The organism is Kitasatospora sp. NPDC002227 (genome assembly GCF_040296285.1).
GTDB lineage: Bacteria > Actinomycetota > Actinomycetes > Streptomycetales > Streptomycetaceae > Kitasatospora.
Window position 1 is genome coordinate 1 of record NZ_JBEOWY010000086.1, and the last position, 15,219, is coordinate 15,219.

General features: G+C 72.4%; 3 protein-coding genes. All 3 read left to right on the top strand.

Annotation, left to right across the window (positions count from 1 at the left end; genetic code table 11):
* Window positions 1–613 (top strand): AMP-binding enzyme (locus tag ABT095_RS37530; RefSeq protein ID WP_350534110.1); only part of this gene is annotated, 613 nt, incomplete at its 5' end.
* 106 nt (window positions 614–719) lie between these two features.
* Complete coding sequence (locus tag ABT095_RS37535; RefSeq protein ID WP_350534111.1) at window positions 720–12,326, top strand: non-ribosomal peptide synthetase; 11,607 nt, start codon at window positions 720–722, stop codon at window positions 12,324–12,326.
* Window positions 12,327–12,329: 3 nt separating this feature from the next.
* The coding region (locus ABT095_RS37540; RefSeq protein WP_350534112.1) for a non-ribosomal peptide synthetase at window positions 12,330–15,219 on the top strand (2,890 nt) is incomplete at its 3' end.

Sequence of the window (15,219 nt, forward strand, 5' to 3'; positions counted from 1 at the left end):
TGCGGATGAGCAGGTGAAGATCCGTGGGTTCCGGGTGGAGCCGGCCGAGGTGGAGTCGGTGGTGGCCGCGCACCCGCAGGTGGCGCAGGCCGCGGTGATCGCACGTGAGGACGTGCCGGGTGACAAGCGCCTGGTCGCGTATGTCGTCGGGGACGGCGACAGCACCGAACTGGCCACCGCCGTCCGTGAGTTCATTGCCGGTCAGCTGCCGTCCTACATGGTTCCGTCGGCGGTGGTGGTGCTGGACACGCTGCCGCTGACGGGGAACGGCAAGCTGGACCGCAAGGCCCTGCCCGCCCCCGAGTACGCCGCCGGCGCGGGCCGGGAGCCGGCCACCGTGCAGGAGGAGCTCCTCTGCCAGGCGTTCGCGCAGGTGCTGGGGCTCGACCGGGTCGGCGTGGAGGACGACTTCTTCGCCATGGGCGGCCACTCCCTGCTGGCCACCCGACTGGTCAGTGAAGTACGGGAGTTGCTGCAGACCGAACTGCCGATCCGGGCGGTGTTCGAGGCGCGGACGCCGGCGGGGATCGCCGGCTGGCTCGCCAGTCAGATCGAGACCCGGAGCACGTCCAGGCCCACTCTGCGGCCGATGCGTCAGCAGGAGGACTCCTGATGACTCCGATGTCTTTCGCGCAGCCCGCAAGTCAGATCGAGACCCACAGCATAGCTAGGCCCACTCTGCGGCCGATGCGTAAGCAGGAGGACTACTGATGTTTCCGTTGTCGTTTGCGCAGCGTCGGCTGTGGTTCCTGAGCCAGTTGGAGGGGCCGAGCGCGACCTACAACATCCCGATGGCCCTGCGGCTGACCGGGGAGGTGGACCGGGAGGCCCTCGCCGAGGCGCTGCGGGACGTGGTGGGTCGGCACGAGGTGCTGCGCACGGTCTTCCTGGCCGAGAACGGGGAGCCGTACCAGCAGATCCTCAAGCTCGAGGACAGCGGGTTCGAGCTCGCGGTCGAGACGGTCTCCCAGGAGTCGCTGTCCGGTGCCGTGAGCGGGGCGGTCGCCTACGCTTTCGATCTCTCCGCCGAAATCCCCGTGCGGGCAACGCTGTTCACGGTGAGCGAGGACGACCACGCGCTGGTGGTGGTGGTTCATCACATCGCCGGTGACGGCTGGTCCACGGCGCCGCTGGCGCGGGACGTGTCGGTGGCGTACGCGGCGCGGGCCGCGGGCCGGGCACCGGAGTGGGAGCCGCTGCCGGTGCAGTACGCGGACTACGTGCTGTGGCAGCGGGAGCTGCTCGGCGACGAGCAGGACCCGGACAGCGTGCTCTCCCGGCAGCTGGGGTACTGGCGCAGGACACTGGCCGGGGCGCCGGCCGAACTGGAGCTGCCGACCGATCGGCCGCGTCCCGACGTGGCCAGTCATGAGGGCCACGCGGTGGCGGTCGAGCTGCCGGCCGGCCTGCACGAGTGTCTGGTGAAGGTGACCAGGGAGCGGGGGGTGACCCTGTTCATGGTGGTGCAGGCCGCGCTGGCGGTCGCTCTCAACCGGCTGGGTGCGGGGAACGACATCCCGATCGGGGCGGCGATCGCCGGACGCACCGAGAAGGCCTTGGAGGACCTGGTCGGGTTCTTCGTGAACACACTGGTGATGCGCACGGACCTGTCCGGTGACCCGACTTTCGACGAGGTCCTGGAGCGGGTGCGGGAGGCCAGCCTGAGCGCGTTCGAGCATCAGGACGTGCCGTTCGAGAAGCTGGTGGAGGAGCTGGCGCCGGTCCGGTCGATGGCCCGGAACCCGCTGTTCCAGGTCATGCTCACGGTGCAGAACACGGCTTCGGCGGCTCTGGATCTGTCCGGGGCGGGCTCGCTGCCTTCGGGGCTGGCGTCCTCGGCGGGTCTGGGGGCGTCGAAGTTCGACCTGGAGGTGAGCCTTGGCGAGGTCTTCGACGCGCAGGGCAAGCCGGCGGGCATCCGGGGGAAGTTGATCGCCGCTGCGGACCTGTTCGATGCCGGGACGGCGGAGCGTTTCGCGGGTTGGCTGCTGCGAGTCGTCGAATCGGTTCTCGCCGAGCCGCAGACGCGGCTGTCGGCGGTGGAGGTGCTCGATCCGGCCGAGCGTCGCCTGCTCCTGGAGGAGTGGACCGACACGGCGGTCGGGGTCGAGCCGTCGACGCTGCCGGCGTTGTTCGCGGCGCGGGTGGCTGCGACGCCGGATGCGGTGGCGGTGGTGGCCGATGGCCTCGAGCTGACGTACGCGGAGCTGGACGCTCGGGCGAATGCGGTGGCGTGGCGACTGGTCGAGCACGGTGTGCGCGCGGAGTCGGGTGTCGCGGTGCTGATGGAGCGCTCGGCGGATCTGGTGGTGGCGCTGCTGGGTGTGGTGAAGGCGGGCGGTTACTACGTTCCGCTGGACACCCGGTATCCGCTGGCGCACCGGCAGGCGATCGTGTCCGAGACGGGCGCGCAGGTGGTGCTCACCGACGCCGAGCTGCGGAGCCAGGCGGCCGAGCTGGGTCTGGCGGTGCTGGAGGCGTCCGGCGCGGGTTCGGCGGAGCCGTTGGACCTCTCCGGTGACGTGGAGGGCCTGGCCTATGTGATGTACACCTCCGGCTCGACGGGTCGGGCCAAGGGCGTGGCGGTGACGCATGCCGATGTGGCGGCGCTGGCGCTTGACCGGCGGTTCGCGGGTGCGGGGTTCGAGCGGGTGCTGCTGCACTCGCCGCACTCCTTCGACGCGTCGACGATGGAGCTGTGGGTCCCACTGCTGACGGGGCGTCAGGTCGTGGTGATGCCGGCCGGAGAGGTCACGGCGGTCTCGCTCGGCGAGGTGGTGTCCTCGTTCGGGGTCACGGCGCTGTGGCTGACGGCGGGGCTGTTCGCCCTGGTGGTCGAGGAGGACCCGGGGTGCCTGGCCGGGGTGCGTGAGGTGTGGGCCGGTGGTGACGTGGTGTCGCCGGCGGCCGTGGCCCGGGTGCGGGCGGCCTGCCCGGACATCGTGGTGGTGAACGGGTACGGGCCGACCGAGGCCACCACGTTCGTCGCCACGCACACCGCGGTGGACGGCGAGGGCGCGCTCCCGATCGGGCGTCCGCTCGACAACATGCGCGCCTACGTGCTGGACGCCGCACTGCGCCCGGTGCCGGTGGGTGTGGCCGGCGAGCTGTACGTGGCGGGTGCGGGACTGGCACGTGGCTACCTGGGCCGTCCGGGGCTGACCGGTGAGCGGTTCGTCGCCGATCCGTACGGGCCGGCGGGTGGCCGGCTGTACCGCACGGGTGACCGGGTGAAGTGGTCGGGCGACGGCGAGTTGGTGTTCGCGGGTCGTGCGGACGAGCAGGTGAAGATCCGTGGTTTCCGGATCGAGCCGGGTGAGGTGCAGGCCGTCCTGGCCGCCCACCCGGGCCTGGAGCAGGCCGTGGTGGTGGTCCGCGAGGACGTGCCGGGCGACAAGCGCCTGGTGGCGTACGTCGTGGCGGACGGCGACAGTGCCGAACTCACCGTATCCGTCCGCGAGTTCGCTGGTGAGCGGCTGCCCGCGTACATGGTGCCGTCGGCTGTGGTGGTGCTGGAGGAGCTGCCGCTGACGGTGAACGGCAAGGTGGACCGCAGGGCCCTGCCGGCGCCGGAGTACGCGTCGGGTGCGGGCCGGGCGCCGGCGACGGTGCAGGAGGAGCTGCTGTGCCAGGCCTTCGCCGAGGTCCTGGGACTCGAGCGAGTCGGCGTCGATGACGACTTCTTCACCCTGGGCGGGCACTCGCTCCTGGTGGTCTCCCTGGTGGCGAACCTCCGTGCGCGGGGAGTCTCCGTCTCGGTGAAGGCGCTGTTCCAGACGCCGACGCCGGCCGGGCTGGCCGGCGCTGCCGGGCCGGTCCAGGTGGTGGTGCCGCCGAACCTGATTCCCGTCGACGCGCGGGAGATCACGCCTCAGATGCTGCCGCTGGTGGAGCTCACCGAGGCGGAGATCGAGTCGGTCGTGGCCACGGTCGAGGGCGGCGCGGCCAATGTGGCCGACGTCTACCCGCTGGCCCCGCTCCAGGAGGGCCTCCTTTTCCACCACCTGATGGCGGACGAGAGCGCCGGGGCGGACGTCTACGTACTGCCGTCGGTGCTGGGATTCGACTCGCGGGAGCGGGTGGACGCGTTCCTGGCGGCACTGCAGCAGGTGATCGACCGGCATGACATCTGCCGCACGGCTTTCGTGTGGGAGGGCCTGGCCGAGCCGGTACAGGTGGTCTCGCGCCGGGTGGAGCTGCCCGTCCAGGAGGTCGTGCTGGACCCGCAGGGCGCCGACCCGAAGGAGCAGCTGGCAGCCGTCGGCGGCTCCTGGATGGATCTGACCCGGGCGCCCCTGATGACGGTCCACATCGCGGCGGAGCCCGGCGGCGACCGCTGGCTGGCACTGCTGCGCACCCACCACCTGGTGCAGGACCACACCTCGCTGGACGTGCTGTTCGGTGAGGTGCGGGAGTTCATGTCCGGCCGTGCCGACACGCTGCCGGAGCCGCTGCCCTTCCGCGACTTCGTGGCGCAGACCCGCCTGGGTACGCCGCGCGAGGAGCACGAGCGGTACTTCACCGAGCTGCTCGGTGACGTCACCGAGACGACGGCGCCCTTCGGTGTGCTGGACCTGCACGGTGACGGCACCGCCGCGGCGCGCTGCCAGCTTCCCCTCGATGCCGAGGTGGCCGGCCGGGTGCGTGAGGTGGCGCGGCGGCAGGGCGTGAGTGCGGCGACGGTGTTCCACCTGGCGTGGGCGCGGGTGCTGGCCGCGGTCAGCGGCCGGGAGGACGTGGTGTTCGGCACGGTGCTGTTCGGCCGGATGAACGCCGGCGCCGGTTCGGACCGGGTGCCGGGTCTGTTCATGAACACCCTGCCGGTGCGCGTGCGGCTGGACTCGCGGAGCGCGGGCGAGGCGCTGGACGGCATGCGGGGCCAGCTGGCCGAGCTGCTGGTGCACGAGCACGCGCCGCTCTCGCTGGCGCAGCAGGCGAGCGGGGTGGCGGGCGGCAGCCCGCTGTTCACCTCGATCCTCAACTACCGCCACGGCCAGGCCCCGGCGGAGGGGACTGGTCCCCGCCTCGAGGGCGTCGGACTGCTGGCCGTGAGCGACCACACCAACTACCCCGTGAGCGTGGCCGTCGACGACCTCGGGAGTGGCTTCAGCCTGATCGTCGAAGCGGTGGCACCGGCCGACGCGGAGCAGATCTGCGCGCTGCTGCAGGCCGCCGTCACCAACCTGACCGCCGTCCTGGAGGAGGCTCCGCAGTCGCGGTTCGCGGCGGTGGGGGTGCTGGGCGAGGCCGAGCGCCGTCAGGTGGTCGAGGAGTGGAACGACACGGCGCTCGAGGTGGCGTCCTCGACGCTGCCGGGGCTCTTCGAGGCGCAGGTGGCGCGGACGCCGGACGCGGTGGCGCTGGCCTTCGAGGGCGTCGAGCTGTCGTACGCGGAGGTGGACGCGCGGGCGAACCGGCTGGCGCGGCTGCTGATCGGGCGCGGTGTGGGCCCGGAGTCGATGGTCGCGGTGGTGATGGAGCGCGGCGTCGACCTGGTGGTGTCGCTGCTGGCGGTGGCGAAGGCCGGCGGCACGTACATGCCGGTGGATCCGGAGTACCCGGTGGAGCGGATCGCCTATGTGCTGGACGACGCGACGCCGGTGTGCGTCCTGACGACGGAGCAGTGTGCCCGGGTGCTGCCGGACTCGGTCGACCGGCCGGTGCTGGTGCTGGACTCCGCCGAGCTGCGCGCCGAGTGCGCGGGCTTCGAGGAGGCGCGGCTGACGGACGCCGAGCTGGTGGCGCCGCTGCGGCCGGCCCACCCGGTGTACGTGATCCACACCTCGGGTTCGACCGGGCGTCCCAAGGGGGTCGTGGTCACTCACGAGGCGCTGGTGAACCATCTGCGGGCGGCCGGGCAGCGGGTCCCGCTGGGGGCCGGCGACCGTCTGCTGGCGGTGACGACGGTGTCCTTCGACATCGCGGCGCTGGAGCTGTTCCTGCCGCTGGTGCGCGGGGCGGCCGTGGTGCTGGCCGAGCGGGAGACGGTCCGTGACGTGACGGCCTTGCGGGAGCTGGTCGACGCGGCCGGGGTGACCGCTGTGCAGGCTGTTCCGTCGCTGTGGCGGGCGCTGCTGTCCGGCGAGGCCGGCTGGCCGCGCGGGGTGCGGGTGCTGGTCGGCGGTGAGGCGCTGCCCGAGGAGTTGGCGGGCCGGATGCGGGAGCTCGGCCTGTGGGCGGTGAACCTGTACGGTCCGACGGAGGCCACGGTCTGGGCGACCTCGGCCGAGGTCGCCGAGGGTCCGGTGACCATCGGGCGGCCGTTCGCCAACATGCGTGCCTACGTGCTGGACGGGTTCCTGCAGCTGGTCCCGGCAGGTGTGGCGGGCGAGCTGTACCTGGCGGGTGCGCAGTTGGCCCGGGGGTACCTGGGCCGGCCCGGGCTGAGTGCTGAGCGGTTCACCGCCGCGCCGTTCGGGCCGAGCGGTGAGCGGATGTACCGCACGGGCGACCTGGCCCGCTGGCGCGAGGACGGGACGCTGGAGTGCCTGGGCCGGGTCGACACCCAGGTCAAGGTGCGTGGCTACCGGATCGAGCTGGGTGAGATCGAGGCCGCGCTGGAGCGTCACGGGCTGGTGGCGCAGGCGGCGGTGACGGTCAACGGGACCGGTGCGGGGGATCAGCGGCTCGCCGGGTACGTCGTGCCCCGGGCCGGGATGCAGGTGGACGTGGCGGACCTGCAGGCCCACCTCGCCCGGAGCCTGCCGGAGTACATGGTTCCGTCGGTGGTGCTGGTGCTGGCGGAGATGCCGCTGACGGCGAACGGCAAGGTGGACCGCAAGGCGCTGCCCGCGCCGGACTTCGCGGCGGCGGGCGGGGTGTCGAGCCGTGGACCGGCCTCGGTGCAGGAGGAGTTGCTGTGCCAGGCGTTCGCGCACGTGCTGCGGCTGCCCGCGGTCGGTGTGGAGGACGACTTCTTCGCGCTGGGCGGTCACTCGCTGCTGGCGATGCGGCTGGTGATCCGGGTGCGCGCGGTGCTGGGCGTGGAGCTTCCCCTGCGGATGCTGTACGAGCGTCCGACGCCGGCCGCGGTCGCGGCGTGGATCGGTGAGGCCGCCGCGGGCCGGGCGGCGTTGGTGCCGGTGGTGCGTCCGGAGCGGGTGCCGCTGTCGTTCGCGCAGCGCCGGCTGTGGTTCCTCGGGCAGTTGGAGGGTCCGAGTGCGACCTACAACATCCCGCTGGCGCTGCGGCTGACCGGGGAGCTGGACCGCGGGGCCATGGCCGCGGCGCTGCGGGACGTGATCGGGCGGCACGAGGTGCTGCGCACGGTCCTGCCGGCCGTGGACGGTGAGCCGTTCCAGCAGGTGCTGTCGCTGGAGGAGTGCGGCTTCGAGCTGTCGGTGGTCGAGGTGGCGCCGCAGGAGCTGGATGCGGCGGTTGCGGAGGCGGTCGGGTACGGGTTCGACCTGACGTCGGAGATCCCGATCCGGGCCGCGCTGTTCGCGCTCGGCGAGGCCGAGCACGTGCTGGTCATGCTGGTCCATCACGTGGCGGCCGACGGCTGGTCGACGGCGCCGCTGGCGCGCGATGTGTCGAGGGCGTACGCGGCGCGGGTCGCGGGCCGGGTGCCGGAGTGGGTGGCGCTGCCGGTGCAGTACGCGGACTACGCGCTGTGGCAGCGGGAGCTGCTCGGGAGCGAGGACGATCCGGACAGTGTGGTGTCCGGGCAGGTGGCTTACTGGCGTGAGGCGTTGGCCGGGGCTCCGGAGGAGCTCGTCCTGCCCACCGACCTCGCGCGGCCCGCGACACCCACCCACCGCGGTCACGCGGTGCGGCTGGAGGTCCCCGCAGGGGTGCACGAGGGCCTGCTGTCGGTGGCCCGGGAGCAGGGGGCGACCCTGTTCATGGTGCTGCAGGCGGCGTTGGCGGTCACCCTGAACCGGATCGGCGGGGGCACGGACATCCCGATCGGTACGGCGATCGCCGGGCGCACCGACGAGGCGCTCAACGAGCTGATCGGGTTCTTCGTCAACACGTTGGTGATCCGGACCGACCTGTCCGGCGACCCGACCTTCGGTGAGGTGGTCGAGCGGGTCCGGGAGACGGGCCTGCGCGCCTACGAGAACCAGGACGTCCCGTTCGAGAAGCTGGTGGAGGAGCTGGCGCCGACCCGGTCGCTGGCCGGTCACCCGCTGTTCCAGGTCATGCTCACCCTGCAGAACACCGCCGCGGCCGCCGGCGACGGCCGGTCCGAGCTGGAGCTGCTGGAGCTGCCGGGGCTGCGGGTCAGCCGGCAGGCCGCCGGACCGGGGGTGGCCAAGTTCGACCTGGGCATGTCGCTCGGGGAGGTCTTCGACGCCCAGGGCGCTCCGGCGGGCCTGCGTGGCGTCATGACCGCGGCAGCCGACCTGTTCGACGCGGACACGGCCGAGCGGATCGCGGTCTGGCTGGTGCGCGTCCTCGAGACGGTCACGGCCGAGCCGGGGACCAGGCTTGCGGCGGTGGCCGTGCTGGGTGAGGACGAGCGGGAGCGGATCCTGACGCCCGGGCGGACCGCGCGTCAGGTGCAGGCCGTGCTGGCCGCGCAGCCCGGCGTGGCTCAGCTGGCGGTCATCGAGCGCGAGCAGGACGCGGAGGACGGACAGGCATCCCGGACGGGAGGCGGCGGGAGCCTTGTCGCCTATGTCGTGCCCGCCGGCTCCGGCGCTGATCGCGCGGCGTTGGCGGCCGCGGTGCGGCAGTTCGCCGGCGACCGCCTGGCGGAGCAGCTGGTGCCCTCCGTGGTGGTGCTGGACGCGCTGCCGCTGACGCCGGACGGGGCGCTGGACCTCGCGGCCCTGCCCGCACCGGACGACTCCGGCACCGCGGACGAGGACGTCCGGGTGAGCCGTGGTCCGGCCACGGTGCAGGAGGAGATCCTGTGCGCCGCGTTCGCACACGCCCTGGGGCTGGAGAGCGTCGGCGTGGAGGACAACTTCTTCGCCCTCGGGGGGCACTCCCTGCTGGCGGTGTCGCTGGTGGAGTACCTGCGGGTCCGGGGTGTGTCGGTCTCCATCCGCACCCTGCTGCGCAACCCCACGCCGGCCGAGCTGGCCGGCGCCGCCGGGCCGGTCCAGGTGGTGGTGCCGCCGAACCTGATCCCTGAGGGTGCCGTCGAGATCACGCCGCAGATGCTGCCGCTGGTGGAGCTCACCGAGGCGGAGATCGAGCGGATCGTGGCCACGGTCGAGGGCGGCGCGGCCAATGTGGCCGACGTCTACCCGCTGGCCCCGCTCCAGGAGGGCCTCCTCTTCCACCACATGATGGCGGATCGGAACACCGAGTCGGACGTCTACATGCGCCCGTCGGTGCTGGGATTCGACTCGCGGGAGCGGGTTGACGCCTTCGTGGACGCGCTGCGGAAGGTGATCGACCGGCATGACGTCTACCGCACGGCTTTCGTGTGGGAGGGGCTGGCCGAGCCGGTGCAGGTGGTGCTGCGCCGGGTGGAGCTGCCGGTCCAGGAGGTCGTGCTGGACCCGCAGGGCGCCGATCCGGTGGAGCAGCTGGCAGCAGTCGACGGCTCGTGGATGGATCTGACCCGGGCGCCCCTGCTGACGCTCCACATCGCGGCGGAGCCCGGCAGTGACCGCTGGCTGGCACTGCTGCGAATGCACCACCTGGTGGGGGACCACACCTCACGGGACGTGCTGCTCGAGGAGCTTCGGGCATTCGTGTCCGGCCGTGCCGACGCGTTGCCGGAGCCGCTGCCGTTCCGCGACTTCGTCGCCCAGGCCCGTCTGGGTACGCCGCGGGAGGAGCACGTCCGGTACTTCACCGAGCTGCTCGGTGACGTCACCGAGACTACGGCGCCCTACGGGTTGCTGGACGTGCACAGTGACGGCACCGGCGCGATGCACTGCCAGGTCCCCCTCGACGCCGAGGTGGCCGGCCGGGTGCGTGAGGTGGCGCGGCGGCAGGGCGTGAGTGCGGCGACGGTGTTCCACCTGGCGTGGGCCCGGGTGCTGGCATCGCTGTCGGGCCGTGACGACGTGGTGTTCGGCACGGTGCTGTTCGGCCGGATGAACGCGGGCGCCGGTTCGGACCGGGTGCCGGGTCTGTTCATGAACACCCTGCCGGTGCGCGTGCGGCTGGACTCGCAGAGTGCGGGCGAGGCGCTGGACGGCATGCGGGGCCAGCTGGCCGAGCTGCTGGTGCACGAGCACGCGCCGCTCTCGCTGGCGCAGCAGGCGAGCGGGGTGGCGGGCGGCAGCCCGCTGTTCACCTCGATCTTCAACTACCGGCACAGCGAGGCCGCTGCACAGGCCAGTGGCCCCGGCCTCGAGGGCGTCGGGGTGCTGGCCGCGAGCGACCCCACCAACTACCCCGTGAGCGTGGCCGTCGACGACATGGGGAGTGGCTTCTTCCTGACCGCCAAATCGATGGCACCGGCCGATGCGGAGCAGATCTGCGCGCTGCTGCAGGCCGCCGTCACCAACCTGACGGCCGCTCTGGAGGAGGCCCCGCAGACGCGGCTGTCGGCGGTGGGGGTGCTGGGCGAGGCCGAGCGCCGCCAGGTGCTCGAGGAGTGGAACGACACGGCGGCCGAGGTGACGTCCTCGACGCTGCCGGGGCTCTTCGAGGCGCAGGTGGCGCGGACGCCGGATGCGCCGGCGGTGGTGGCTGACGGTGTCGAGGTGTCGTACGCGGAGGTGGACGCGCGGGCGAACCGGCTGGCGCGGCTGCTGATCGGGCGCGGTGTGGGCCCGGAGTCGGTGGTCGCGGTGGTGATGGAGCGCGGCGTCGACCTGATGGTCTCCTTGCTCGCGGTGGCGAAGGCCGGCGGCGCGTACATGCCGGTGGATCCGGAGTACCCGGCGGAGCGGATCGCGTACATGCTGCAGGACGCCGCTTCGGTCCTGGCTGTCGCCAGCCGGGCGACGGCCGGGGTGCTGGCGGGGTCGGTGCCGGTGGTGGTGCTGGACGATGCCGCGACGGTCGCGGAGCTGGCCGGGTTGTCGGGCCAGGGGGTGACGGAGACGGAGCGCCGGCTGCCGCTGCTCACGGCGCACCCGGCGTACGTGATCTACACCTCGGGGTCGACGGGGCGTCCGAAGGGCGTACTCGTCTCGCATGCGGGTGTGGCGCACCTGGTGGCGGGTCATGTGCGGTGGCTGGGGGTCGGTGCCGGTTCGCGGGTGGGCCAGTTCGCCTCGGCGGGCTTCGACACCTTCGGGTGGGAGTGGTTCATGGCGCTGCTGACGGGCGCCGCCTCGGTGGTCATCCCGCAGGACCGGCGGCTGGGTGAGGCGCTGCCGGTGTTCCTGGCGGAGCAGCGGGTGACGCATGTGACGCTGCCGCCGGCGGTGCTGGCGACGCTGGACGCGGGTTCGGTGGATCGCGGCGTGGTGGTGGTGACGGCGGGTGAGGCGTGCCCGCCGGAGGTGATGGCGCGCTGGGCCGAGGGCCGCAGGTTGTTCAACTCCTACGGCCCGACCGAGACGACGGTGGATGCCACGCTGTGGCAGTGCGATCCGGCGTCGTCGGTGGTGGCGATCGGCACGCCGGTGGTCAACACCCGGGTGTACGTGCTGGACGAGTCCCTGCAGCCCGTACCGGTCGGTGTGGCGGGCGAGTTGTACGTCGCGGGCGCGGGGCTGGCCCGCGGCTACCTGGGCCGTGCGGGGCTGACCGGAGAGCGGTTCGTGGCGAACCCGTTCGGTGCGCCGGGCGAGCGGTTCTACCGCACGGGTGACCGGGCGCGGTGGACGGCTGAGGGACAGTTGGTGTTCGCGGGCCGTTCGGACCAGCAGGTGAAGATCCGTGGTTTCCGGATCGAGCCGGGCGAGGTCGAGTCGGTGGTGGTCGGGCACCCGCAGGTCGCGCAGGCGGTGGTGGTGGTCCGTGAGGACGAGCCGGGCGACAAGCGCCTGGTCGCGTACGTCGTGGCGGACGGGGACAGCACCGAACTCGGATCGTCCGTCCGCGAGTTCGTTGCCGAGCGGCTGCCGCAGTACATGGTGCCGTCGGCGGTCGTGCTGCTGGACGCCGTGCCGCTGACCGTCAACGGCAAGCTGGACCGCAAGGCCCTGCCGGCCCCCGACCTGGGCTCCGGGGTCGCCCACCGGCCCCCGACCACGCCACGCGAGCAGCAGCTCTGCGAGGCGTTCGAGGAGGTGCTGGGAGTCACCGGAGTCGGGCTGGACGACGACTTCTTCGCCCTGGGCGGTCACTCGCTGCTGGCGGTGCGACTGGCCAGCCGGATCCGGAAGGCACTCAACGTGGAACTGCCCATCCAGGCCCTCTTCGAGGCACCGACGGTCGCCGGTGTGGCGGAGCGGCTCGAATCGGCGAACAAGAAGGCACGGCCGGCGTTCCGGGCGATGCGCGCGAACAAGGAGTCCTGAACGATGATCCCGCTTTCTTTCGCTCAGCAGCGGCTCTGGTTCCTGAGCGAGCTGGAGGGCCCGAACGCCACCTACAACATCCCGATGGGCCTGCGGCTCACCGGCACCGTCGAAATCGAGGCGCTGGACGACGCCCTGCGCGACGTGGTGACCCGCCACGAGGTGCTGAGGACGGTGTTCTCGGCGGTCGCCGGGAAGCCGTGGCAGCACATCCGGGACGCCGAGTCGGTCGGCTCGCTGCTGACCGTGGTCGACGCCACCGCGATGACCGAGCCGGAGTTGACCGCCGCACTGGCCGAAGCCGCCGGCTGCGTCTTCCACCTCGCCGAAGAACTCCCGCTGCGCGCCTGGCTGTTCTCGCGCGGCGAGGCGGAGCACGTGCTGGTGGTGGTGGTGCACCACATCGCCGGGGACGGCTGGTCGATGGGCCCGCTCGCCCGTGACCTCTCCAATGCCTACCGGGCCCGCCTCGCCGGCACCGCGCCCGACTGGGACGAACTTCCCGGCCAGTACGCCGACTACGCGCTCTGGCAGCGCGAGCTGCTCGGCGAGGAGGACGACCCGGAGAGTCTGCTCAACGAGCAACTCGCCTACTGGCGGCAATCGCTGGCCGAGCTTCCCGAGGAGCTCGCGCTGCCCTTCGACCGGCCCCGCCCGCCCACCGCCAGCCACCGCGGCGGCTCCGTGGAGTTCCAGGTGCCCGCCGAGCTCCACCGGGGGATCACCGAACTGGCCCGCGCCGAGGGCTGTACCCCGTTCATGGTGCTGCAGGCGGCGCTGGCCGTGCTGCTGTCCGGGTTCGGCGCCGGCCATGACATTCCGATCGGCACCGCGGTCGCCGGCCGGATGGATGAGGGCCTCAACGACCTGGTGGGCTTCTTCGTCAACACCCTGGTGCTGCGCACCGACTTGGCCGGCGCGCCGAGCTTCGTCAAGCTGCTGGGCCGGGTGCGGGAGGCCAGCCTGCGCGCGTTCGAGCATCAGGACGTGCCGTTCGAGAAGCTGGTGGAGGAGCTGTCGCCGGTCCGGTCGATGGCCCGGCACCCGCTCTTCCAGGTGATGCTCCTCGTGCAGAACAACGCCCAGCCCGTGCTGGACCTCCCGGGCCTCACCGTCAAGCCGGTGGCCGCCAGGCCGGCCCCGGCCAAGTTCGACCTCAACTTCACCTTCTCCGAGAGGTTCGGCACGGCAGGCGCCCCCGCCGGCCTGACGGCCGGCGTGGTCTTCGCCCGCGACCTGTTCGACGAGCAGACCGTCGAGCGGATGGGCAACGGCTTCGTCCGGGTACTGCGGGAGCTGCTGGCGGCACCGGAACGACCGATCATCCACGTCGAGTTGATGACCGAGGAGGAGCGCGAGCTCGTCCTGACGGGCTGGAACGACACGGCGGTCGAGGTCGAGCCGTCGACGCTGCCGGCGTTGTTCGCGGCGCGGGTGGCTGCGACGCCGGATGCGGTGGCGGTGGCGGCCGAGGGCCTCGAGCTGACGTACGCGGAGTTGGACGCTCGGGCGAATGCGGTGGCGCGGCGACTGGTCGAGTACGGCGTGCGCGCGGAGTCGGGTGTCGCGGTGCTGATGGAGCGCTCGGCGGATCTGGTGGTGGCGCTGCTGGGTGTGGTGAAGGCGGGCGGGTGCTACGTTCCGCTGGACAGCCGCTACCCGCTGGCGCATCGGCAGGCGATCGCGTCCGAGACGGGCGCGAAGGTGGTGCTCACCGATGGCGGACTGCGCGAGCAGGCCGAGGAGTTGGGTCTGACCGTGCTGACGGTCGACGCGACGACTGCCGAGCCGGTCGACGTTCCGTGCTCCCCGCGCCAGTCGGCGTACGTGATGTACACCTCCGGCTCGACCGGTCGCCCCAAGGGCGTGACGGTGACGCATGCCGACGTGGCCGCGCTGGCGCTGGACCGGCGGTTCGCGGGTGCGGGGTTCGAGCGGGTGCTGCTGCACTCGCCGCACTCCTTCGACGCGTCGACGATGGAGCTGTGGGTCCCGCTGCTGACGGGTCGTCAGGTCGTGGTGATGCCGGCCGGTGATGTGACGGCGGCCTCCCTGGCCGGGGCGGTGTCCTCGTTCGGGGTCACGGCGCTGTGGCTGACGGCGGGGCTGTTCGCCCTGGTGGCGGAGGAGGACCCGGGGTGCCTGGCCGGGGTGCGTGAGGTGTGGGCCGGCGGTGACGTGGTGTCGCCGGCGGCCGTGGCCCGGGTGCGGGCGGCCTGCCCGGACATCGTGGTGGTGAACGGGTACGGGCCGACCGAGGCCACCACGTTCGTCGCCACGCACACCGCGGTGGACGGCGAGGGCGCGCTCCCGATCGGGCGTCCGCTCGACAACATGCGCGCCTACGTGCTGGACGCCGCACTGCGCCCGGTGCCGGTGGGTGTGGCCGGCGAGCTGTACGTGGGGGGTGCGGGGCTGGCGCGTGGGTACCTGGACCGCGCGGGCCTGACCGGTGAGCGGTTCGTCGCCGATCCGTACGGGCCGGCCGGTGACCGGTTGTACCGCACCGGAGACCTGGCGCGGTGGAACGCCGACGGCGAGCTGGAGTACGTCGGCCGGGCCGATCAGCAGGTGAAGATCCGTGGTTTCCGGATCGAGCCGGGTGAGGTCGAGTCGGTGGTGGTCGGGCACCCGGAGGTCGCGCAGGCTGCTGTGGTGGTGCGTGAGGACGTGCCGGGTGACAAGCGCCTGGTGGCCTACGTGGTGCCGACCGCCGACGGCAAGGCCGAGAAACCGGCCGGCGTGGCGGTCGAGGTGGCGTCGTCGACGCTGCCGGAGCTGTTGGCGGCTCAGGTGGTGCGGACGCCGGATGCGGTGGCGTTGGCCTTCGAGGGTGTCGAGCTGTCGTATGCGGAGCTGGATGCGCGGGCGAACCGGCTGGCGCGGTTGCTGA